The organism is Nodosilinea sp. LEGE 06152, from assembly GCF_015207525.1.
Classification (GTDB): Bacteria; Cyanobacteriota; Cyanobacteriia; order Phormidesmidales; family Phormidesmidaceae; genus Nodosilinea.
Map to the genome: position 1 here is coordinate 156788 of NZ_JADEWR010000011.1, position 23518 is coordinate 180305.

Consider the following 23518-nt stretch of genomic DNA (forward strand, 5'->3'; position numbering starts at 1 on the left):
AGGTGCGGCTAGTTTTAGTTGTTTATACCATAATTACCCTGGGTTTGCCAGGGCTTCTTTGGTTTGAGGCCCCCTCTAGGCAATGGTTATCCCAATGGCGAGTAGCGCCCGTTACATAATGAGCTACAACCGCTGCATCAAAGCTGAGGTCTGTTTTTCAGACATTTTCCCCCAGGTTCTACAGGGCTAAAAACGGCTCGTGTTTTGGTAGTTTTTACTGATAAAAGCCGTCTGGTGGCTGGCTCAGGGTAGCGATCGCCAACGCCGATCAACCTGCCGACACAAACGATTCAATATCTGTCATAGGGCTAGCGTTGGGCCAGCGCTGCACCCCCTATCGTCCTTCATTACTGGTTTGGAGCAGTTCTAAAAGTACCGCTGCCCTGCTGAGCCTGTCACAGGCAGTACCCAACCATCACTTACAAGTAAGCACTCAACAAATCCCTCGGGAGGATAGCCATGAATCTGACCCACACCCTGGAACTCTTTGATACTCCCAAAGCCGCCCGAGTAGATTGCCCCATTACCGCCCAGCTAGAGGGGCGAGTTTACTACCAGGGCACCTACTGGCCGGCTCGTTTCTATGAAGGCGTCATTGATGCCGCCGGTACTGGACTGGCTCCGTCGAGCTGGGTCACGGTGGTAGGCCGCTACGGGCTGACGCTGCTCATTGTGCCGCCTCTGGCAGCGGCTTAGCCCAGTGCAAGTGGGGCGATCGCTCCGCCTACGGCCCTCCCAACGGCAGCTTGGGTACTCGACCCACCGCATTTTGGCAATAATCCTTGGATATTCAGCAAAAACCGCTATGCTTGAGGTAGTTTTACCCAATTCTTTCCGCCATCCCCGTTGACCTATGGATAGCCTGGCTCAAAACCTGCTGTGGCTAGTCTGGGAAACTAGCCTAGAGAGCGACCCCAACCTGGTTCAGCTAGCGGCTTCCCGTTCGGGTAAGGGGTGGCGAATGCCGGGCGCTGTGGCACTGACAGCGGGGGCGATCGTTTTAAGCAGTAGTTTAACGGGTCCGGCACTGGCTAACAGCCACCGCTGGGGCGGTACGGTCTACGTGGCCACGCCCGAGGGCTATGCCCTCAACGTCCGCTGGGGACCCGGCACCAACAACGGTGTTTACCGCAAGGTGCGCCGAGGCAGCGCCCTGCAGGTATCGGGGGTACGCCGCAACGGCTGGGTACAGCTGGTCGATACCACCTGGGTGGCGGGCAATCTGGTCAGCGCGTCCCCCGTGGGAACGGTGCCGACTGATCCGTCTACGGGCAGCGATCGCAACTTGGCCACGGTAGTCACACCGCAGAATTTTGCTCTCAACATTCGCTCTGGCCCAGGCCGTGAGTACCCGGTGGTAGGGCAGTTCACCAACGGCAGCCGTATTGCGCTAACGGGGCGGTTTAACGTGGGCTGGGCGCAGTTGACCAGCGGCAACTGGGTCGATAGCACCCATATTCAGTACAGCGGCCCCATTCAAAACGACCGACCACCGACCACCACTCGGCCCGACAACCCAGACCCCACCGCCGACGTTATAGAACTGCAGCGGCTGCTGCGCCAGACGGGCTTTCTGCCCCCCAATTTCATCGTCAGCGGCATCTACGACGCAACGACCCAGGCCGCCGTGCGTGAATTTCAGCGGGTCAACGGCCTACCTGTTACCGGCATCGTCGATGCGGCTACCTGGCAGGCTCTCTACCGGGCAACGGCCCCTACGCCCCAGCCCAGCCCTAACCCCAGCCCCAGCCCTAACCCCAGCCCCAACCCCAGCCCCAGCCCCAACCCCACCAACCCACCCTCGGGCAGCAGCCAAAGGCGGGTTGTTACCGATGGCGATTCAACCTCGGKGTTCGACGGCCCTGGCACTGAATTTGGCTTTGTCAGAAGCGTACCCAATGGCTCGATTGTTAACGTCACCGGGCGCACCTCGGGCAACTGGTCAGAGCTCAGCGACGGCGGCTGGATCTTTTCCCTCTGGCTGGAGCCTCTCTAGCGGTCAGCACAGCAGCCTTCAAAATTCTGGGGCATAGCCCTGATGGGTAGTTTCTTGTGCAATCGCCGTCTTGGCTATCTAGTCGAGCCAGGTGCAGAATGGTGATCGGACTGCCGACAGTTGCGATCGCCGCTTGCCTAGTCGCCCTCGATCGTGTCGCTAGGCTCAGCTCCTCCGCAAAGTTGAGCCTGTCGTAACGATGGGAAGACTGGGGCGTCGCCCTTAACCGTTCACCCAATTTCTCCGGCAGTCGAGGGCAGGAAAGCCCAAATATTGAAAGGAATCTATGATTTGCAAAAATCCATAGACTAAATTTAGCAAACGCCCCAACCCTAGATTCCATCGGCCTTTTAGCGGTTCTGTCGGCAGGCTTGGCCCCTGGGATTAGGGCTTAACAACTTGTGACTTTATGACGTTATGTGTATAACAGATCTAAGTAAAACCATTGATTTGCGCCTATAGCTATTTCGGTAGCTGCTTCAAGCGCCTCGGTGGAATCCCTAAAGATTCGGCGGATGAGCTGATTGGCTTGACCCTGACGAATCTCCGTAACTGGGTCAGTAGTGCAGAGGAGTTTTACCTTGCTTAACGATACCGAGTCATCCCCAGCGTTTTGGTCTGCTGTGCAAGACGTGGCCATCCAGGTACTCCAGGTCATTGACATTCGTGTGGCCTTGGTAATTGGTCTAGCGGCTTTCATGCTGGCGGTTGGGTTCGATTCGTCGGGCAACCAGGCTGAAGCGGCCGATTTGGTTACCCAGTCGGCTCTAGTTCCCGTTAAGGTGTCAGCTCGGGCGACTTCTCTTAGCGATAGCTTCCTTGAGCCATCGGCGACCGTGGGCAACACTCAGTTGGCAGCGACCCGTCGTCTACACCACGGCAATTTGACCAGCGCAATCCTCACCAACAATCGCCTGACCGAGGCCCACTTTTTCACCGATTTGCCCGCTGGAGAGTAGTCGCAGCATTCCCTGAGGGTCGACAGAGGCCAATGGTTGCCTCAATCTCCAGAACTCATGACAACTGAATCAACTCACAGCGTTGAGGGCCTAAAATAATATGTTGGCCCTCAACGCTATTTATTTCAGCGCTGTTTGTTGAGTGCCCCAGGGCAAATAGCCCACATTACCTAGCCCACTGGCTCGATTCAGTCCCCTAGCGTCAGCATTCCTCCTATGACCTCCTCCATTCGCTTTCTCATGTGCGCCCCCCACCACTACGAGGTGGACTATGTGATCAACCCCTGGATGGAGGGCAACATTCACCGCTCGTCGCTCGAAACGGCCCAGGAGCAGTGGCAGGGCCTTTACCAAACCATTGCCGATCGCGCCGATGTCGATCTGGTTAAGCCCCAGCAGGGCTGGCCCGATATGGTGTTCACCGCCAACGCTGGCCTGATTTTGGGCAACCAGGTGGTGCTGAGCCGGTTTTTGCATCCCGAGCGCCAGGGCGAAGAGCCCTTCTTTAAGGAATGGTTTGAAGCCCAGGGGCACCAGGTGTTTACCCTGCCCCCCGAGCTGCCCTTTGAGGGGGCCGGTGATGCCCTGCTCGATCGCGAAGGGCGCTGGCTGTGGGCGGGCTACGGCTTTCGCACCGAACTCGATTCTCACGGGCTGGTGGCCCAGTGGCTCAACATTGAGGTGCTGTCGCTGCACCTAATGGACGAGCGCTTCTACCACCTCGACACCTGCTTTTGCCCGCTGACCGGCGGCTACCTGCTCTACTACCCCCCCGCTTTTGACGCCTACTCAAACCGCCTGATCGAAATGCGGGTACCGCCCGAAAAGCGGATCGCCATCGACGAGCCCGACGCCATCAACTTTGCCTGCAATGCCGTCAATATCGATCGCATTGTGATCATGAACCAGGCCAGCGATGAGCTAAAGTCGCGCCTGGCCGAGGCGGGCTTTGAGGTGGTCGAAACCCCCCTGACCGAATTTCTCAAAGCTGGCGGTGCCGCCAAGTGCCTCACCCTGCGCGTCACCGAGCCGCTGCACCCCGAACCGGCCCGCGATCGCGGTCTGCTGGCCCGCACCGTCACCATGACCGGCCACCTGCTCGACTCGGGTCTGGTCAGCCGGGCGCTCGATTTAGTCATGGAAGGGGGCGGCAGCTTTCAGGTGCTGAACTTTGACCTGGGCGAGCAGCGCCAGAGCACCTCGTCAGCCGAAATTCGTGTCTCAGCCCCCGATCGCGAGGTGATGGATGAGATCATGGCTCAGCTGATCGACCTGGGCGCGGTAGCCCTGCCCGAAGATCAGCAGGATGCCCGTCTGGTCACCATTACCCAGGCCGGGGTGGCCCCCGACGACTTCTACAGCTCCACCATTTACCCCACTGAGGTGCGGGTGCGGGGCCAGTGGGTGCGGGTGCAGGGCCAGCGCATGGACGGCGTGATTGTGGTGTCAGAAACCGAGCCGGTGGCCACCTGCAAACTGCTGCGCGACCTGGCGGTGGGCGATCAAGTAATTGTCGGCTACGACGGCATTCGCAGCGTACGCAGTACCAAAGACCGCAGTCGCGCCGCCGCCAGCGCCAGCGCCGAAGAGTTTAGCTTTATGGGTTCCGGCGTTTCGAGCGAGCGCCGGGTGGAGCTAATTGTCGAGCAGGTGGCCTGGGATCTGCGCCGTCTGCGCGACCAGGGCGGCAAAGTAGCTGTGGTGGCTGGCCCGGTGGTAATTCATACCGGCGGCGGCGACCACCTGTCGCGGCTAATTCGCGAGGGCTACGTGCAGGCGCTGCTAGGGGGCAATGCGATCGCCGTTCACGACATTGAGCAGGCCATGCTCGGCACCTCCCTCGGTGTCGATATGAAGCAGGGCACCTCGGTGCGGGGCGGTCACCGCCACCACCTGCGGGCGATCAACTCTATTCGCCGCTGCGGCAGCATCGCCAGCGCCGTTGAGCAGGGCGTGCTGACGCGCGGCGTACTCTACGAGTGCGTCAAGAACAACGTGCCCTTCTCCCTGGCCGGTTCCATTCGCGACGACGGCCCCCTGCCCGACACCCAAATGGATTTACTCAAGGCCCAGGCCGACTACGCCCGCCTGATCGAAGGCTGCGACCTGATTTTGATGCTCTCGACCATGCTGCACGCGATCGGTGTCGGCAACATGACCCCGGCGGGCGTGAAAATGGTCTGTGTAGACATCAACCCTGCCGTGGTGACCAAGCTGGCCGATCGCGGTTCACTGGAGTCTATCGGGGTCGTCACCGATGTGGGCCTCTTCCTCAGTCTGCTGGTGAAGCAGCTCGATCGCCTCACCCAGCGCCACATCGTATCCAAGGCGTAAGCCATTACAGAAACCCGGTTTCTTCGTCGCTGCCCCACTGGCAGGCCTAACAGGCTGACCGAGAAACCGGGTTTTTAACCCTACTGTGCCAATGCCCTAGTAGCCTACAACTCGCTGGGGGTGTCTGGGGCCACGACCATACCCCGTTCGGCCCGCACCGCAGCAGGATCATCGTCCTCTAGATCAGAAAGGCCCTCGATCTCCACGTTCATTTCGCTACAGGCCGTCCTCAGCGCCGTCTGAAATTTTGCCGTGTCGTTGCCATAGCCACACCGCTCGGCTGCGGTTTCAAGCCCCTCGCTGGCGTTTGCTCGTGCACAATCTACCAAAATTACGCCGGTCAGCGGAGATGAACTAGCCATATGCAAAGCCATTTCTGATTACATCTGCTTCCCAAGCTATTACCAACATCCCCCCTCTACATCTAACCGATGGAGGACTTACGGCAGCGAAACAATCTCAAGGAAGAGACGGTTACTGTCCTGTTTCCCACAGAGGATAGATGAGATTTGCGAGCGGCTGCGGTTAGATAGAGCAGAACGCAGTCACACCGCAAAGAGTAACCAAATTTATGAGCATCAACATTGGTCTGTCCGATCAGCAGCGTCAGGGCGTAGTCGACATTCTCAACAAAGTTTTGGCCGATGCCTACCTGCTGCTAATTAAAACCAAGAAATACCACTGGGATGTTATTGGGCCTCAGTTCCGCAGCCTGCACGAGCTGTGGGAAGAGCAGTACGAAGCCCTGACCGCGAACATTGACGCGATCGCCGAGCGCGTGCGCATGCTGAACGGCTATCCTCTAGGCACAGCCGAAGGATTTCTTAAGAACGCCTCTCTGAAGGAGCACGCTGGCGATCTACCCCGTGCATCAGAAATGGTTCAGCGCCTAGTGGTCGATCACGAGCAGATTATTCGCAACCTGCGTGAGTTTGTCGACCAAACCTCTGAAGAATTCCATGACGAAGGTACTTCGGACTTTCTGACCGGTCTGATGGAAGAGCACGAAGGCATGGCCTGGATGCTGCGATCGTTTATTGAGGGCGAATCCCTAGAACCCAGCGGCCAGCGCGACAAAGAGCTAGTTTCTAACAAGTAGTAGAACGGCCTGCTGTCACCGCATCAATCGGCCCTGCTGACCCCGTAAAGGAATAAATTTCTTTTATTTCCAACTTCAAAGGTTAGCCGCGTTTCTACCTTAGCTTTGCAATTTACCCTGCTTTGCAGCCCCTTAAAAGAGAGAGGTTGCGAGCAGGGTATTTTTGTTGTGCCATTCTGCCCGCAAGAACCGATAACCTAGGGAATGGTGCCCGCAAGAACCGATAACCTAGGGAATGGTTCAGCTCATCCCAAAGGAATATTACTCTGAGTCCAACTCCCTCGGWTGGGCATCAGCAACCTTCGGAGGCGATCGCTAAAAGCCCCCAACCCGCTCACCCCCAGTAAACCACCCTCTCACCCATGCCCACCGTCACCTTTCCCCTCGCCTACCTGCAGCGGCTCACTGCTACCCCCCCACAGCAGCTAGCCCAGCAGGCCTTTGACTACGGCCTAGATGCCACTTTGGGCAACCAAACCCTGGAGGTTGAGGTGACCGCCGAGCGCCCCGACTTGCTGGCGGCGGAAGGGTTTACCCGCGCCATCAACATCTACAACGGACTGGCCCGCACCGTGCCCGACCAGCTCATTCCCTCAGGTCGCCAGGTGACGGTGCTGCCCGAGGTGCTGCCCCTGCGCCCCCACATTGCCGCCCTAGTGGTGCGCGGGGCCGATCTGCAGGACGGTGGGCTAGAGGTGCTGGTGCAGTTTCAGGAAAAAGTGACCCAAACCTTTGGTCGCCAGCGCAAAAAAATTGCGATCGGCGTCTACGACCTCGACCAGATCAGCGGCGACTTGACTTACGGTGCAGAATCGTTAGATCAGCTGACCTTTGTGCCCCTGCACAGCGCCCAGCCCATGACCGCGCGGCAAATCTTGCAAACCCACCCGGCGGGCAAACTCTACGCCCATACCCTGAAAGAGAATCACCATGCCCCAGTCCTGCGCGATGCCACCGGCACCGTGCTCTCCATGCCGCCAATCATCAACGGGGCCGGGGCGGGCGAAGTAACGGCTAGCACCCGCAACCTATTGATTGATGTCACCGGCATTTTGCCGCAAACGGTGCTGGAAACCGCCAACATTTTGGCCCACAACTTCTTAGACACCGGGGCCGAGGTGCAGACTGTGGATATTGTGACTGCCGAGGGTACCATTACCACTCCCAGTCTGGCCCGTCGCGCGGTGCCGTTTTCTGCCAAGTACCTGAACGAAATTATGGGTACCGCCATTCCCAAAAGCAGCTTGGGAAACGTACTGTCTCGAATGGATTTAGACGTCAGCGGTACCGATGTAGTGTACGTGCCCACCTACCGCACCGACATTTTTAGCCAGGTGGATATCGCAGGCGATCTGCTGGTCGCCCTCGGCATCGCCACCCTCCAGGCTGAACCCCTGGCAGTTAAGTTTCACCTGGGAGAGGCTGACCCGCTGCGCCAGGTCATGTTCAAGGTGGGTGATCTGGCCCAGCGCATGAAGCTAACCGAAGTTAAAAGCTACGTGCTCACCGACCCCGACATTCTCGATTGGTTTGCGGCCCCTTATTTACAGACCGGCAACGCCAAAAGCCGCACCTACAGCGCCACTCGCCCCACCCTACAGGCCGGGCTGCTCGATATTTTAGCCCGCAATATCAGCGCCCCCAAGCCCATTAACATCTACGAAACGGGAGAAGTGCTGCGGTTCAGCGCCTCGGAAGAGATTCACGAAAGCCAGTGCTGGGGCTTCGCCAGCCTCGACGCCCGTGCCTCGTTTACCACCGCCAAAGCCTATATGCAAACTATGTTGAAGGCGCTGGGGGTAAGCTACGACCTGGCGGTGTGCGACGCGCCTTACTACATTACTGGCCGCGCCGCCACGGTGCTCGTTAGCGGGCAGCCGGTGGGGGAGTTTGGCGAAATTCATCCCCAGGTGCTAGAGCATTTTTCGTTTCCGGAACCGGTCTGCACGGGCGAACTGAACTGCACCGCCAGTTTGATCCAAAAGTCCGGTGCGCGGGTTGAGTAAACGGCGTTGCTTAACGCAGGTGTAGCAAGGTTGGCTTTGTTAGAACACTCACGTGCCTGGTAACACATCCTGAGTATCGAGCGTCCTAGCCATCAGCTGATATTGCAAACGTCCACTGAGCTATGGCAGGTTCGGCCCAAGGGCATTGCGGTGCAATGTCCCTACCAGATGATTTTGCCCGTCAAAGTGTCTTAACTAAAGCGACTGCGGCTAACGTGTTGGCCGCACGGTGATCAAATATTACGGTTGCACACAAAATTGTGACGCGACCCGCCACGCTGACTTGGTTTGGCTAGCTTAGTCAGCATCCACCCTGACAGACCTAGCCATGACCGAACCATCTCCCGAGCAGCCCAACCGAGTTTACGCCAAACCTACCGAAGGCCATGTTTCCCTTGGCAGTGGCGTGCGGCAAGTGCTGTTTTTTGTGCCGGTGGTGGTCTTGTTTGCCCTCCTCTTTTTTGGGCTGGCTCCCCGCCAGCGCCCTGCTGGGCTAACGGCTGGTGTGGTGGTAGCGGTGGTCTGGGGCGTAGCAGTCGGCGGTGTGCGGGTGGCGGCCGAGTGGGAGCGGGGGGTGATTTTGCAGCTGGGCAAAATTCAGGATGTGCGAGGGCCGGGGCTGATGTACGTGGTGCCGGTGCTGGAGTCGGTGCAGTTTATCGACACGCGTACGCTGGTAATCAACATTCCGCGCCAGAAGGTGATTACCCAGGACAACGTGCCCGCTGAAATTGACAGCGCTCTGTTTTTTCAGGTCAGCGATGCTCAAAAGGCGGTGACCTCGATTCAAGACTTTCGCTTTGCGGTATCGCAGTATGCCCAGGCGGCGCTGCGGGACGTGGTGGGCGGCCTGTCGCTGGATGAGCTGCTGTCGGAGCGCGAGCAGATTCAAACTCAGATTGGCACCATTGTCGAAGCCCAGGTGCAGGAGTGGGGCATGCACATCGACTCCATTCGTTTGCAAGACATTGAACTGCCAGAGGATTTGAAGCGAATGATGTCGCGCCAGGCCTCAGCGGAGCGGGAGAAGCGGGCCACGATTACAAAAGCTGACGGCGATCGCCTGGCCGCCCAGAGCCTAGCCGCCGCCGCCCAGATCATGGCGGCCAACCCCATCGCTCTAGAGCTGCGCACCCTGCAAAGCATCGACGGGCTGGGGGCAAGTCCGTCCAATACGGTGATTTTGTTTCCGATGGAGCTGTCTCAGGCGCTGGGCCATCTGCGCCAGCCCGCCGAAGACTAGCCGTCACGCCTGGCGGTGTCGTGGCCATAATAATAAAGGCCAACTACGAGAGCAAACTCACCATGCGACTACTCCACACCATGCTGCGGGTCGGCGACCTCGATCGCTCCCTCCAGTTTTACTGCGATGTGCTGGGCATGCAGCTGCTGCGCAAAAAAGACTACCCCGGCGGCGAGTTTACCCTAGCCTTTGTCGGCTACGGCGACGAGGCTGACCACACGGTGCTGGAGCTGACCTACAACTGGGGTACAGAGTCCTACGATTTGGGTAATGCCTACGGCCACATTGCTTTGGGCGTAGACGACATCTACGGCACCTGCGATCGCATCAAAGCCCAGGGCGGCCAGGTGGTGCGCGAGCCTGGCCCCATGAAGCACGGCTCGACGGTAATCGCCTTTGTGCAAGACCCTGATGGCTACAAAGTCGAACTAATTCAGATGGGCAGCTCTGAGGGGCATCGCAAAGCCGCCGAGCCAGAGATGGCGGTTAGTTAGGAAAGGTAGACAGGGTATAGGGTTTCAGGTACGGGTTCAAGGTTTGGCCCTACACCTTAAACCCTATACCTTGCACCCCTGCTAGCAATCCTTAAAAAGCATAGTTAACCGTAGCCGTGATCTCCGCGTCGGTGTCGCTGGGCTTAAACAGCACGCTGCCGTTGATGTCGATGACTACACGGCGGGTGATGCCCCAGTCGAGCCCAGCGGTGATCATCGGGTCAATGGCAGAGCGACCGTCGGCGTTGTAGGCTACCCCGGCCCCAGCGTAGGGGTAAAGCCCTTGATCGAGGGCGTAGTCTACTGAGAGCGGCAACCGCAGTTCGGTACCGTTATCGAAGACCAGCGCTGGGCGCACCGAAAGGGTCGTTCTGGCTCCTAGCTCCAGAACTTGGGCTTTAGAGTCGATTACAAACGAGGTGCTGTCGTTAAACCCGGCTCGAATACCAGCACCAACATAGTATTCAGGAGCTTGCTGAGCTTGAACCGCAGCAGGAGCGATTCTTTCAGGCAGAGGCGCTGCCAACGCTCCCAATGTGACAACTGACAACAGGGCAAATTTTAGATTCATGGTCACTCCTCTCAGATCAGGAGCCAGCGCGCGGCTGGCCCACTTAGGCATCACAGGGTAATTTTCAGGCTTAAAGAGGCAAAATCCTGCTAAAAATTCGGGTAATGCAGCGATTTTGGGTAAAGGTTGTGTAAGCTTTCTCCCTAGGTACCAGCAACTAAGCCTGGGCATAGGCAAAGATCAGCTCAAAGCGCGATCGCCAACAGTATGCAGCCGCTGATAGGGGCCACTTCGCGCAGAGCCTGCGCTACTACTAAAGACAGGAATTACTTTAAAGCGAGCATCGCGGTGAACGTTGCCCAGACCAACAGCCTGTTTCAGCACCATTGCCCCAGCCCGTCTAGCCCCAATCAACCAGTGAGTCTGCAAAGCCCTAGATCTCATCTCAGTCCAAGTATAAAGTTGCGATTGATGACAGCCCCTAGCGCAGCTAAAAAATAACCCACTTCGCTGCGATGGGTTGAGAATAGCGCTTCCCTAAAAGCAGCTTTAGAATCTGGAGTTTGTTCAAATTGGCGGTGGCTTAGTCATCCGTTTCATGAATCTCTTGGCACACTAGAATAGTGACGCCCTTACCACAGTGCCAACCGCGTGCTAGACCTCGCCAAATTATTTCCATTTCCCCTCGACGATTTTCAGCACCAGGCGGCAGTGGCCCTCGATGCCGACAAGTCTGTAGTAGTGTGTGCCCCCACCGGTTCTGGCAAAACATTAATTGGTGAATACGCCATTCATCGCGCCCTAGCCCACGGCAAACGGGTGTTTTACACCACGCCTCTGAAGGCGCTTTCTAACCAAAAACTGCGCGATTTTCGGATGGCTTTTGGCTACGAAAACGTCGGGTTGCTAACGGGTGATCTCTCTATCAACCGCGATGCCCCCATTGTGGTGATGACCACCGAAATCTTTCGCAACATGCTCTACGGCACCCGCATAGGCGAAACCGGCACCACGCTGCAGCAGGTCGAAGCCGTGGTGCTCGACGAGTGCCACTACATGAACGATCGCCAGCGCGGCACCGTCTGGGAAGAATCGATCATCTACTGCCCGCCCGAAATCCAGCTGCTGGCCCTCTCCGCCACGGTCGAAAACTCGGGCCAGCTCACCGACTGGCTGCAAAAAGTCCACGGCCCCACCGAGCTAATCTATTCCGACTTTCGCCCGGTGCCACTGCAGTTTCACTACTGCACCGGCAAGCGGCTGGTGCCCCTGCTCGATGCCAGCCAAAAAGCCATTAACCCCCAGCTCAAAAAGCAGCGGGCTCCCCAGCGCCAGCCCGGCAAGCGGGGCGGCGGGCGGGTGAGCCTGCCCTTTGTGGTGGGGCAGCTGCAAGAGCGGGATATGCTGCCCGCCATCTACTTCATCTTTAGCCGTCGCGGCTGCGACAAAGCGGTGGATGAAGTCAGCTATATGTCGCTGGTAACCGACGAGGAAGCGCAGGAACTCAAGCTCCGCATTGACACATTTCTAGCCCACAACCCCGACGCCGGGCGGGCGGGCCAGGTGGGGCCGCTGTACCGGGGCATTGCGGCCCACCACGCGGGCATTTTGCCCCTGTGGAAAGGGCTGGTAGAAGAACTCTTCCAGGCCGGGCTGATCAAGGTGGTGTTTGCCACTGAGACCCTGGCGGCGGGTATCAACATGCCCGCCCGCACCACGGTAATCGCCAGCCTGTCAAAGCGCACTGACATGGGCCACCGCCTGCTCACTTCGTCGGAATTTTTGCAGATGGCGGGCCGGGCCGGGCGGCGCGGCATGGATGAGCAGGGTCACGTGGTTACCGTTGAAAGCCCCTTCGAGGGTTCGCGGGAGGCAGTGCACCTGGCCACATCGGGGGCCGACCCGCTGGTCAGCCAGTTTACCCCCGGCTACGGCATGGTGCTCAACCTGCTGCAAACCCACACCATTGATGAGGCCAAAGACTTGATCGAGCGCAGCTTTGGCCAATACCTGGCCACCCTGCATCTGGTGCCCCAGCAGCAGGAGATTGAACGCCTGGAGGGGGCGATCGCTCACCAGCAGGCCCAGCTCGCCGCCTTTGACGAAGGTTTGCTGGCCGAGTACGCCAAACTCAAAGAGCGTCTGAAGGAAGAGCGACGACTGCTGAAAACCTTGCAGCAGCAGGCGGCCCAGGTGCTGGCCGACGACGTGGCCAAGATGGTACCCTTTGCGATCGCGGGTACTCTGCTCTCCCTCAAGGGCAAGCACATACCCGTGGGCGAGCCGGTGCCCGCCGTGCTGGTCACCAAGGTACAGGGGTCGGGGCAGTTTCCCTACCTGGTGTGCCTGACCAAGACTAACCAGTGGTACGTGGTCACCGCCGCCGATGTGGTGGGCCTCCACGCCGATATTCCTCGATTGCAGGCGGTCGATACCCTGGCTCCACCCAGCGAGCTAGCGCCCAGTCCAGGCAAGCGCTGCCGGGGCGACGACTACACCGCCGCGATCGTCGCCACCATGGCCACCCCGCCCACCCTCGAAATGCTGGCCCCCGAGGTGCAAGACCAGCTCGATCGCATGCGCGAGGTCGAGCACACCCTGGCCAAACACCCCGCCAGCCAGTGGGAGAATACCAAGTCGCTGCTCAAGCGCCAGAAGCGGCTGCGCGATTTAGAGGATGAATGGCGCGATCGCAAGGCCAAACTTGCCCAGTACACCGGTCGCTACTGGCAAGAATTTCTCAACATCATGGATGTGCTGAAGCACTTTGGCGGCCTCGCCGATAACCGCCCCACCGAACTGGGCGAAATGGCCGCCGCCATTCGCGGCGACAACGAGCTGTGGCTGGCCCTGGCGCTGGAGTCGGGCGAGCTTAACCACCTCAACACCGCCCAGCTGGCCGCCGCCTTTGCCGCCCTCGTCACCGAAAACTCGCGCCCCGACAGCTGGTGCCGCTACAAGCTCTCCGGCACTGTAGAAGAGGCCCTGGGCGGACTGCACAGCCTGCGTCGGCAGCTCTACCAGCAGCAGCACCGTCGCCACATCACTGCCCCTATCTGGCTAGAGTACGACCTGGTGGGTATGGTCGAGCAGTGGGCCAACGGAGTTGACTGGGTAACGCTGTGCGACAACACTAGCCTTGATGAGGGCGATATTGTGCGTATTCTGCGCCGCACGATTGATGTGCTGTCCCAAATTCCCCATGTGCCCTACATCAGCGATGCATTGCGCAGCAACGCCCGTGAGGCCAAAGAACTTATGAACCGCTTCCCAGTTAATGAAGAAATTGGCTGAGGGTTACGGCCTAGCCCTTGATCAAGTTAACTGTGACAGGCTCTAACGGCCCAGGGTTTAAGGTGCACGGCGGGCTTTAACCACCACTAATACTAAATCCTGGTTACCTAGCCCCGATTGGTTAAGGGCAAACGGTTGTTTGCCCCTACGAGATACCTGTTCCGATCTGGGGTTTTTGAACTCGGACTTGGTATAACCCGTCCTCTTCGGCTTGGCAGACTGCTAGGCTCTATTTTGTCTAACCTGCGGTTGTAGAGCAGCCGCGGGCGTTGGCTTGTCTGGCGCTAAAAGCCGAGGTGGTCTTGGCTGCACCTTAAGGTTAGCGTCAAAGATGGGCAAGCTATGGAGGTGCGTTTCCGATCTACGTAAATATCCTCAGGCCACTGGCCCCTCTTTGGCTCCGTAGACCCCATGCTTGACCACTGCCCCACCGCCAGGCCCAAACCTACAAACCCTACTGCCCAGGGGGTGCAACCCCGAATTTCGATCCTGGTAAGCGATTTATCCCGTCAGGGGGCGGGGCGCTGGGGTGGTGCGGTGCGCCCTTTTCTGCTGGGGCAGGCGCTGCAAAGCATGGGCTATCCAGTGAAAATCGTCGGTTTTTCGCCGAAGGGCGATGGGCCTGGTGGGAGGGGCGATCGCCAGAACCCAATACAGGAAAACCCTACCGCTGCCGCTGGTATTCCCCTGCACACCATCCCCGTTGCCTCGGCGCACCTGGGGCCTCAGGCGGTGGCAAAACTTTTTCGTCAGCTCAGTGGCGACATTGTCTACGCCTACAAGCTCAAACCCAGCAGCTTTGGGCTGGCCCTGCTGCACCGCCAGATGTCTCACTCCTGGCCCCGCCGCCCAGTCATTCTCGATATCGACGACTGGGAGCTGAGCTGGCATGGGGGCGATGACTACCGCTATCGTCCCCAGCCCCGACAGCGGTTGCGAGATTTGCTCAAACCTGGGGGGGCGCTGCGCCACCCGGATCATCCCCTCTACTTGCAGTGGATAGAACGACTGGTTGCCAAGGCCGATTTGGTCACCACCCACAACAACTTTTTGCAGCGGCGCTTTGGCGGGGTCAAGATCCCCAACGGCAAAGATACCGAGCTATTTAACCCCGATCGCTACGACTCAGAAGCCAGCCGTGCCGCCTACGGCCTCAGCGACTACCGGGTGCTGATGTTCCCCGGTGCACCCCGTCCCTACAAAGGCGTCGAGGATGTGCTGATGGCGCTGGATCAGCTGAACCAACCCGACCTGAAGCTGGTGATCGTTGGCGGCAGCCCCTACGACGACTACGATCGCACCCTGCGTGATCGCTGGCCCCAGCACGTTATTCATCTGGGCAAACAACCCTACGGAGACATGCCTAGGGTGATTGCCGCCGCCCACGTCGTCGTTGTGCCCCAGCGCCAAACTCCCGCCGCCCAGGCCCAGTTTCCGCTCAAGCTTACCGACGGTATGGCGATGGCAAAGCCTATTTTGGCAACGCGGGTGGGCGACATACCAGAAATTTTGGCCGATACCGGCTACTTGGCCGAGCCAAATTCACCGGCTGATCTCGCCGCTCAGATCCAGGCTATTTTTGCCGACTGGCCCAAGGCCCAGGCCCAAGGGCAAAGGGCCAGAGCCCGATGTTGCGAGCACTACAGCATTACCGCGATGGCGACTCAGTTAGACCATTTGCTAGCCAATTTATAAATCACTATGAGTGCTAACCACCTAATTCTTAACGTTGCCAGAAAATCGCCGCTGTGGTTTTTATTGTCTATTGTATTTGGCCTGTCGGGAGCCATTTTTAACGGCATTGGCATTACGCTGATCATTCCGTTGATGCTCGATCTACTGGGCCAGGATATTCTTAGAAATACCGATTTTCCGCCGCTGCTCAATTCGCTATTCTCGATTTTCGACGGCGTATCTGACGACTATCGGCCCCTGGCGCTCATGGCACTTTTGCTGGTGGCGCTGCTGTTTAAGAACCTGGCTAACTACGGCGGCACAGCAATTTCTAGCCTGCTCAGCCGAGACTATGTTTGTAATTTGCGCCGAGACGGGCTGCGGCTTTTGCTGGATGTCGATTTAGACTACTACGCCAATGTTCGACTGGGCGATTTGATGAACTACCTCAACACTGAGGTCAATCGAGTCGCAACGGCGGTCAGAACCCTGGCTAGAATTGCGACGTTGATTGTAACCATTCTGGTTTTTTTGGCTATTTTAATGGCTATTTCCTGGCAGCTAACGCTGGTTTCGGCGCTGCTGATGGCCACGGTTGCGTTAGCCAATCAGGTATCTATTAATCAAGCTAAAGTATTTGGTCAAGAGCTTTCTAGCGCCGCGGCGGCGTTATCAAATCGACTGATTGAGGTGCTCTCCGGCATTCGTCTGGTCAAAACAACCGCCAACGAAGACCGGGAGTACGCCATTATCAACCGCCTGGTAGACCAGCGAGAAGAGGCCGAATTTAAGTCGCAGCTGGTATTTGCCAGCATTGGCCCGGTCAACGAAATGCTGAGCATCATGGCCTTCATTGCGCTGATTATTGTGGGGCGATCGCTGTTTGCCAGCCAGCTAGAAACCTTCTCTTCAATTATTTTGATTTACCTGGTGGTGCTGTTTCGCATGCTGCCGTTTATCGGTCAGCTCAACAGCAGCCGTAGCCAGTTTGCCAGCAACGTGGCCAGCACTGAACGGTTAGATGCCTTTCTCAACCGCAGCGACAAACCCTTTATGGCCTCCGGGCATCGCCCCTTTTCGCAGCTCAGCGAGGGCATTCGCTTTAACCACATTTCCTTTCGCTATCCCCAGGGCGATCGCTGGGCGCTGCAAGAGGTAGATCTGACGCTGCCCAGGGGGCAAACCCTGGCTCTGGTGGGGTCGTCGGGAGCCGGCAAGTCTACCCTGGCCGATCTGCTGCCCCGCTTTTACGACCCGAGTTCTGGGGCGATCGAGATCGACGGCATTGACCTAAAGGAGTTCGACATTCGCGCCTTTCGCCGTCGGGTAGGGGTGGTGAGCCAGGACACGTTTCTCTTCAATGCGTCGGTGAAAGACAACATTTGCTACGGCTACCCCGAGGCCAGCGAAGCGGAGGTAATTGAAGCGGCCCGCCGCGCCAATGCCGAAGAGTTTATTCTCAAACTGCCCCAGGGCTACGACACACCCATTGGCGATCGCGGCGTTATGCTCTCGGGTGGACAGCGGCAGCGGCTGGCGATCGCCCGCGCCCTGGTGCAAAACCCCGAAATCCTTATTCTCGACGAGGCCACCAGCGCCCTCGATACGGTCTCTGAGCGGCTGGTGCAGCAGGCGATCGACGAACTTAGCCAAAACCGCACCACCCTGGTGATTGCCCACCGCCTTTCCACGGTGCACCGGGCCGACCAGATCGCGGTGCTCGACCACGGGCGAGTGGTGGAGGTGGGTACGCATCGAGAACTTCTAGCCAGGGGCCAGCACTACGCCAAGCTCCACGCGATGCAGTTTGCTGAACAACCGGCGGTGACCCCATGACCAACTCACGCAAAACCATTGCCGTCTGGCAGCCCTATTTTCTCGGCGGCGGGGCCGAGGCCGTGGCGCTGTGGGTGCTGGTGGCCCTGGTCAACGACTACGATGTCACCCTGTGCACGCTCACGGGCGTTGACCTGGACCATCTCAACGCCATGTACGGTACCGATCTAAGCCGCGATCGCCTGCAAGTGCGCCCCCTGCTCAGCCCCGGTCTTACCCGCTTAGTCCACGGTCTAATTGCCAACCTGCCTTGGGTCAGACTGGCATTTATTCACTGGTCAATTCGCCGCTTCAAAGCAATCAGCGCCCAGTACGACCTGGCTATCTCTACCTACAACGCCGTTGACTTGGGCCAGCGAGGTCTGCAATACATTCACTGGGTCAATGTAGTCGAGCAGCCCTGGGCCAAAGCTGGCCCAATCATGAAGCTGATGCTGAAGCTGTCGCGGTTTTCTGAGGCCAATCTCAAAGCTAACCGCTCCCTGACCAACTCCTTTTGTACCGCTGGGGTAGTCAAGCAAACCTATGGCATCGACGCTCAGGTAGTCTACCCGCCCGTAACCACGGCGATCGCCCTCGTGCCCTGGCCCGACAAAGAGACCGCCTTTCTGTGCAGCGGGCGCGTAGTGGTGGCCAAGCAAACCCACCGCGTGATTGAAATTTTGGCGGCAGTGCGGCAGCGAGGCTTCGACGTCAAGCTGCATATCACTGGCGGCGGTGGTGGCACCTACGGCTGGGGTTACGAGCGCCGGGTGCAGAAGCTGGCAGCGGCCAACGCCGACTGGGTCACCTTCCACCGCGATTTGCCTTACGCCGACTATCTCAAGATTTTGGCCCGCTGCCGCTACGGCATTCATCACAAGCCCGAACCCTTCGGCATTTCGGTCGCCGAGATGGTCAACGCGGGCATGATTCCCTTTGTGTACAACCGGGGCGGCCAAATCGAAATTGTCAACGCCGCCAACTCAGACATCATTTTTAGCAATGCCCAGGATGCCGTCGAGAAAATCGTGGCGGTGCTGGAAAGTCGCGATCGCCAGTCCGCCCTGTTAGAAGCCCTAGTCCAGCAAAAATCCCTTTTCTCCACCGAACGCTTCACCCAGGAAATCGCCGCTGCCGTCGCCACCTGCCTCTCCCCTATCCCCACCCCTACCCACTCCCTCTAACCCACCTACCCATCCACCCCCCCTATGCCTCTCCCCGTTGTCGGCATGCTCTCTAGCTACGGTGGCCTCACCCAATGCGACTGGCTGTGGAAGCAGACCCCACAACCCTTCGGCGTGTGGGGCAATATGCAGCTTCATGCGCCAGATCCCCAGCCTGACTACCTGCTGCTGTATCAGTTCAACTTTCACGAGCGGTTTGCTCCCCCGCGCCGCTCTAAAATACAGCGGTTGCGCGATGTGCTGTCCCTGGCCAAGCCTAAAACAACAAATGCTATAGACAAGCTGCCGCCCCAACTTAGCCAAGTACCCAAAGAGCACACTGCCTTTTTGCTGCGCGAGCCGCCACTGCCGGAAGTGCGGTACCAAAACCTGCTCAACTACGCCTACGCCCGTGACTACTGCGGCTACGTCTCTGGCCCCGACGACTCGGCTCCGGTGCCTGCCTACATGCCCGCCATCTGGTACGTGAATGTGTCGTTTCGCGAACTCAACGAGGCCCCACCCCCCGAAAAGCACAGCCCCTGTAGCTGGATTACCTCCGGCATTAACCGCACCGAAAGCCACCGCCAGCGGCTGGCGTTTTTGCAGCAGCTTCAGGAGAGCGACGTGCCCGTCGAGGTCTACGGTCGCGACCTGCCCCCCGGCACCCGCACCGCCGGAGAACTGAGCAACAAGTGGTCGGGTATGGCCCCCTACACCTACAATCTGGCGATCGAGAACTTTGCCGACAACAACTGGTACGCCAGCGAAAAGCTTTGGGATGCCCTGCTAGCCTGGTGTCTACCCATCTACTACGGCGGCGGCGCAGCAGATAAGCTACTGCCCCCTGGCAGCTTCTTGCGCCTGCCCAGCCTGGATGAAAAGGGCATCGAGTACATTCGCGAGGTCACGGCCAGCCCCGATGCGTGGATTGAAGCAAAAGATGCGATCGCAGAGGCCCGCCAAGTAATCCTCCACAAGCTCAACCTAATGAACTGGCTGTCAGAGTGGGTGGGGAGTAAGGAGTAGATAGGTGGGTGAGTAGGCGGGTAGGTGGGTGGATGAGTGAATGGGCAGGGGCAAACCTGTTTTTCTAGATCAGCAAGTAGGGTGGGCACTGCCCACCATTGAGGTAGTTTGAATGGATGGCATTTGTACTCTCGGCAACGATCGCGTCTACGACCAAATCGTCGCCCTGATTAACAGCATTGAACTCTCCGCCCCGGGGATGCCGGTGTGCATTTACCCCTACGACAACCAGGTGGAGCGTTTAAGGGAACTGGTGCAGGAGCGGCCCCAGGTGACGCTCTACGACGATGGCCCTTCTATTCGCCGCTGGGATGCGTGGGTTGAGCAAATCTGGGCTACTCACCCCACCGCTCGGCAGCAGTGGGATGCGATCGGCAGTGCGGGCATTCACCGCATGGGCACCCACCGTCGATTCTGTGCCTTCGACGGCCCCTTCGATCGCTTCATCTATATGGATGCTGATACGCTGCTGCTGAGCGACCCACTTCCGGTGTTCAATGCGCTGAACGAGTACGACTGGGTCACCTACGACTTTCAGCACAAAGACCTCAGCCACGTATACGACGTGAATTCTGGCTGGATGGAAAAATTATTTTCAGCAGAACAGCTCCAGCGGCAAGCATTTTGCTCAGGGTTCTACGGCAGTCGCCGAAACTTGTTTGATCCTGACCAAGGCCAAGAAATTTTGACTTGGCTGAAATCTGGGGAAGCGGCGGTGCTATACTCCATGGCCCCCGACCAAACCATTCTCAACTACCTGGTGATGCGGAGCGGGGCGAACTCCTGCAACCTGGCGCTGACGCTGCCAACCGAGCAACGCACCGGCAACTCGGTCACCTCTGGCCACTTCACCGTTGAGAATTGCCGAGTCTACGACAAGGGTGTGCCGCTGCTGTATCTGCACTATATCGGCCTATCGTCCAAACTCTTTGCCCGTCTGTGCAACGGCGAGAATGTGGAGCTGCCCTACCGCGATATGTTCTTGCACTACCGTTATCTGCACAATCCTGAGACCCGTCCGGCTCTGCTGGGCAAACTAGTGACAGCCAAGCCCCAGGGCTGGCGACGGTACCTAAAACCCCTGGCCCAGCTGCTCCCCTGAGGATTGCTATGACTTCGCGCGGCATTTACATCACAGCCAACGACAAGGTGCTCGACCATGCGATCGCCTGCCTTAACAGCATTCGCGCCCACGACCCCAGCATCCCCGTCATGCTGATTCCCTACAACGACGACTACCACCAGGTGGCCGAGGTGCTGGGCCGCGACTACGGCGTGGAGGTCTACCCCGATCTGGAATTCATTCAGCGGTTGTCAGAAAATTTGCACGGCATCTTTGGCGAGGGGTTCTTTGCTCGACCCAACCAGTTTCGCAAGCAGGCCTGCTGGTTTGGCCCCTTCGATCGCTTCCTCTACATCGATACCGATGTGGTGGTGTTTAGCGCGATCGCCAATGTGCTTGACGCCCTCGACGACCACGATTTCATCAGCTACGACTACCAGCACCGGGGCGGCATTCGCAACGTGTTTGCCCCCGCGATCGTTGAGCAGGGGGTCTTCACCGCCACCGAGCTAGAGGATATGTTTAACTGCGGCTTTTGGGGTTCTAAAAAAGGACTGGTCAGTGAGCAAGACCTCTACGACACCTTTGCTGAATGCGCCGCCCACCCCGACTATTTCGACTTCTCCGAAAAGACCTCCGACCAGCCAATTATCAACTACCTGATTCTCAAACGCATGGCGAGGCGGTTTAACCTGGTGCGCCAGCCCGGCGGCGGCCCCGGCAACTGGGCGGGCAGCCCCCACTTTGTGCAAGAGGGCATGACGCTCAACGACCCTAACGTAAATAAGCCCCTCGATTACCTGCACTGGGCGGGCTACCGCATTCAACCGGGCTGCCCCTACTGGGATATTTGGGCTCACTACCGCTACCTGCGCGACCCCGACAGCCGCCCGGTAGAAGTTCCGACAGCAGCCCCCTCCCCCATGAAAGTTTTAAGCCGCAAGGCAGGCAAACTGCTGAGCCGTTTGAGCAAATAGCAGGATTTTGTAGGGTGGGTTAGGCCTCATTCACTCTGGCCAAACATTCCAATACTTCGTCAGGCCGTAACCCACCAATCGAGCCTTATTGACCGTCAAAATATCCATGTATCGAGACCCCAGGGTTCTTTTGCAACTGTCAAAGAATTTTGGCTTACCTCAGAAGAACCCTGGGGTCTAACCTCGCTAAAACAGGCGGCCTTGTTGAACGTTCTCTAGCGCCGATCGCGCCGTGCCGGAAGACGCTAGGCGATCGGCGTAGCGAGTAGTTTCGGGCAAACGGTATTTCGTACTGCACTGCAACACCAGGTCAATAGCAGTCTCTAGCGATGTGTAGTGGCCAGGGGAAATGTACAGTGGCTTGGTGTTGGCGCGGTTGCGCAGTACGGCCCCGATGCGATCGCCCCGATCTGTCAGCGGTACCCAGGTACCTTTGTCGGAAGGTACCTCGATGTGGGTGCCGACTAGGCGCGACTTGGCGACGCCAACGGTAGGGCGATCGCACAACAACCCCAAATGCGACGCAATCCCCAACCGCCGAGGATGCGCGATCCCCTGGCCATCGCAAAGAATTACGTCCGGCTCGGTTTTGAGCTGCGCCAGGGCCGCCAGCACCGCAGGCACCTCCCGAAACGACAGCAGCCCCGGCACGTAGGGAAAGACGGTAGGCTGCCGCACCAGCACCTCATCTACTGGGGTCAGGTCGGGGAACGACAGCACCACCACAGCAGCACGGGTGGTTTCGCCCTCATCCTCAAACCCCGCATCGACCCCGGCGACGTAGCGAATCGGGTTGGGGATACGGTCTTCGAGGACGACCTGGGGGGCAAGGGTTTGCTGGAGTGCGATCGCCTCGGCAGGCGTGGTCGGCCAGCTCTTTGGAAACTGAATCTGCATAGGCAAAGCCTTCGTTACGCCATAGCCTCTACCTTGCCGCAAATGTCATAGTAGAAACAATCCCCGTTAGAAGGAGACGCAAAAATTTGGTAGGCAGAGCAAGGATTGCAAAACCAAGGATTCAAATCAGAGGAATGACCTGATGAGCAGTGTACAAATTGACGTTCCTGATGAGGTTTTAATTAGCTTGAAGGAAACGCCAGAAACAATTTCACGAGAGCTATCGATTTTAGCGGCTGTCAAGCTTTTTGAGTTGGGAAAACTTTCTTCAGGTCGGGCAGCCCAACTGGCCCAGGTCTCACGGGTTGAGTTTCTCAATCTTATTGGGCGATATCAGGTATCGCCCTTTGCCCTTTCCCCAGAAGAGCTAGCGCAAGACGTATTGAATGCCTGAGAACCCAACTTTTATCAATACATCTCCTCTGCTCTATCTTCATCAGGTTGGGCAACTGTCAATCTTACCCAAGCTCTACGGCACAATTATTGCCCCTGCCGCTGTAGAGCAAGAATTATTCATTGGTAGAGAGCGAGGTGTTGATGTTCCTGACCTGACTGACCTGAACTGGTTACATATTCAAACCATTGAGTCAGCTTTAACAGTTCCTAACATTGTCGATCTCGGTCGTGGTGAAGCTGAGGTCATTGCTTTGGGCTTACAGAACCCCACTGGACTACTCATTCTTGATGATCAATTGGGTCGGCGTATCGCAGCGCTCTCTCAACTTCGCTATACAGGTACTCTAGGAATTTTAGTCAAGGCTAAACAAGCTGGATACCTAACTACCGTAAGTCCAGTCATTGCGAAATTAAAAACGAAAGGAATGTGGCTAACTCCAACGATTGTTCAAACCGTATTAGAACTGGCAGGGGAGGCTGATAAATTATGAGTCCTTCAAGTTGTTACAGCTACCCTACAAGCTGCTTAGCCTATGGAGAGAATTTCTAAAGCTCCTCAATCTCA

At 57.8% G+C, this 23518-nt stretch carries 20 protein-coding genes; 17 read left to right on the top strand and 3 right to left on the bottom strand.

All coding sequences use genetic code 11. The features are described 5' to 3' along the window. The first annotated feature begins 459 nt into the window (after window positions 1-459). The 4 genes from IQ265_RS16185 to IQ265_RS16200 all read left to right on the top strand — a co-directional run bounded on the left by IQ265_RS16185 (window position 460) and on the right by IQ265_RS16200 (window position 5289). A complete protein-coding gene (locus tag IQ265_RS16185; protein ID WP_194055428.1) occupies window positions 460-696 on the top strand; it encodes an NfeD family protein in 237 nt (78 codons plus the stop codon). A gap of 157 nt (window positions 697-853) precedes the next feature. Continuing rightward, a complete protein-coding gene (locus tag IQ265_RS16190; RefSeq protein ID WP_194055430.1) occupies window positions 854-1996 on the top strand; it encodes a peptidoglycan-binding protein in 1143 nt (380 codons plus the stop codon). A gap of 581 nt (window positions 1997-2577) precedes the next feature. Then, window positions 2578-2955: a hypothetical protein gene (locus IQ265_RS16195; protein WP_194055432.1), complete on the top strand. Its 378-nt coding sequence runs from the start codon at window positions 2578-2580 to the stop codon at window positions 2953-2955. 216 nt (window positions 2956-3171) lie between these two features. Beyond that, the gene (locus tag IQ265_RS16200; protein ID WP_194055434.1) at window positions 3172-5289 is read left to right on the top strand and encodes a TIGR00300 family protein; all 2118 of its coding nucleotides are present in this window, start codon (window positions 3172-3174) and stop codon (window positions 5287-5289) included. Window positions 5290-5393: 104 nt separating this feature from the next. On the opposite strand, the gene IQ265_RS16205 is transcribed toward IQ265_RS16200, so the two are convergent. Further along, window positions 5394-5651, bottom strand: coding sequence for a hypothetical protein (locus IQ265_RS16205; protein WP_194055436.1), 258 nt, complete (start codon window positions 5649-5651; stop codon window positions 5394-5396). 209 nt (window positions 5652-5860) lie between these two features. Between IQ265_RS16205 and IQ265_RS16210 the strand changes: the two genes are divergently transcribed. The 4 genes from IQ265_RS16210 (at window position 5861) to gloA (ending at window position 10131) form a co-directional block, all read left to right on the top strand. Then, window positions 5861-6388 carry a Dps family protein gene (locus tag IQ265_RS16210; protein ID WP_194055438.1) on the top strand — a complete coding sequence of 176 codons (528 nt, stop codon included), beginning with the start codon at window positions 5861-5863 and terminating at the stop codon, window positions 6386-6388. 362 nt (window positions 6389-6750) lie between these two features. Beyond that, the gene (pheT, locus tag IQ265_RS16215; protein ID WP_194055441.1) at window positions 6751-8394 is read left to right on the top strand and encodes a phenylalanine--tRNA ligase subunit beta; all 1644 of its coding nucleotides are present in this window, start codon (window positions 6751-6753) and stop codon (window positions 8392-8394) included. Between the two features lie 328 nt (window positions 8395-8722). After that, on the top strand, window positions 8723-9637 hold the full coding sequence (locus IQ265_RS16220; RefSeq protein ID WP_194055443.1) for an SPFH domain-containing protein: 915 nt from the start codon (window positions 8723-8725) through the stop codon (window positions 9635-9637). A 62-nt stretch (window positions 9638-9699) separates the two neighbouring features. After that, complete coding sequence (gloA, locus tag IQ265_RS16225; protein ID WP_194055445.1) at window positions 9700-10131, top strand: lactoylglutathione lyase; 432 nt, start codon at window positions 9700-9702, stop codon at window positions 10129-10131. 91 nt (window positions 10132-10222) lie between these two features. Here the strand turns inward: gloA and IQ265_RS16230 are convergent, their stop codons facing one another. After that, window positions 10223-10702 carry a hypothetical protein gene (locus IQ265_RS16230; RefSeq protein ID WP_194055447.1) on the bottom strand — a complete coding sequence of 160 codons (480 nt, stop codon included), beginning with the start codon at window positions 10700-10702 and terminating at the stop codon, window positions 10223-10225. Window positions 10703-11293: 591 nt separating this feature from the next. On the opposite strand from IQ265_RS16230, the gene IQ265_RS16235 reads away from it, so the two are divergent. The 7 genes from IQ265_RS16235 to IQ265_RS16265 all read left to right on the top strand — a co-directional run bounded on the left by IQ265_RS16235 (window position 11294) and on the right by IQ265_RS16265 (window position 21660). Further along, window positions 11294-13936, top strand: coding sequence for a DEAD/DEAH box helicase (locus IQ265_RS16235; RefSeq protein WP_194055449.1), 2643 nt, complete (start codon window positions 11294-11296; stop codon window positions 13934-13936). A 411-nt stretch (window positions 13937-14347) separates the two neighbouring features. Next, window positions 14348-15631, top strand: a complete 1284-nt coding sequence (locus IQ265_RS16240) for a glycosyltransferase family 4 protein (protein WP_194055451.1) — start codon at window positions 14348-14350, stop codon at window positions 15629-15631. A gap of 6 nt (window positions 15632-15637) precedes the next feature. After that, window positions 15638-17446 carry an ABC transporter ATP-binding protein gene (locus tag IQ265_RS16245; RefSeq protein WP_194055453.1) on the top strand — a complete coding sequence of 603 codons (1809 nt, stop codon included), beginning with the start codon at window positions 15638-15640 and terminating at the stop codon, window positions 17444-17446. After that, window positions 17443-18612 carry a glycosyltransferase gene (locus tag IQ265_RS29500; RefSeq protein ID WP_194055455.1) on the top strand — a complete coding sequence of 390 codons (1170 nt, stop codon included), beginning with the start codon at window positions 17443-17445 and terminating at the stop codon, window positions 18610-18612. The genes IQ265_RS16245 and IQ265_RS29500 overlap by 4 nt, the downstream gene beginning before the upstream one ends. Window positions 18613-18636: 24 nt before the next feature. Beyond that, complete coding sequence (locus tag IQ265_RS16255; RefSeq protein WP_194055457.1) at window positions 18637-19620, top strand: glycosyltransferase family 10; 984 nt, start codon at window positions 18637-18639, stop codon at window positions 19618-19620. A 112-nt stretch (window positions 19621-19732) separates the two neighbouring features. After that, a complete protein-coding gene (locus IQ265_RS16260; protein WP_194055459.1) occupies window positions 19733-20722 on the top strand; it encodes an Npun_R2821/Npun_R2822 family protein in 990 nt (329 codons plus the stop codon). An 8-nt stretch (window positions 20723-20730) separates the two neighbouring features. Continuing rightward, window positions 20731-21660 carry an Npun_R2821/Npun_R2822 family protein gene (locus IQ265_RS16265; protein WP_194055461.1) on the top strand — a complete coding sequence of 310 codons (930 nt, stop codon included), beginning with the start codon at window positions 20731-20733 and terminating at the stop codon, window positions 21658-21660. 186 nt (window positions 21661-21846) lie between these two features. Here the strand turns inward: IQ265_RS16265 and nfi are convergent, their stop codons facing one another. Further along, a complete protein-coding gene (gene nfi / locus IQ265_RS16270) occupies window positions 21847-22557 on the bottom strand; it encodes a deoxyribonuclease V (RefSeq protein ID WP_194055463.1) in 711 nt (236 codons plus the stop codon). 142 nt (window positions 22558-22699) lie between these two features. Between nfi and IQ265_RS16275 the strand changes: the two genes are divergently transcribed. Then, a complete protein-coding gene (locus tag IQ265_RS16275) occupies window positions 22700-22951 on the top strand; it encodes a UPF0175 family protein (RefSeq protein ID WP_194055466.1) in 252 nt (83 codons plus the stop codon). Continuing rightward, window positions 22944-23444: a DUF3368 domain-containing protein gene (locus tag IQ265_RS16280; protein WP_194055468.1), complete on the top strand. Its 501-nt coding sequence runs from the start codon at window positions 22944-22946 to the stop codon at window positions 23442-23444. Before IQ265_RS16275 ends, IQ265_RS16280 begins: the two co-directional genes overlap by 8 nt. The last annotated feature ends 74 nt before the right edge of the window (window positions 23445-23518 follow it).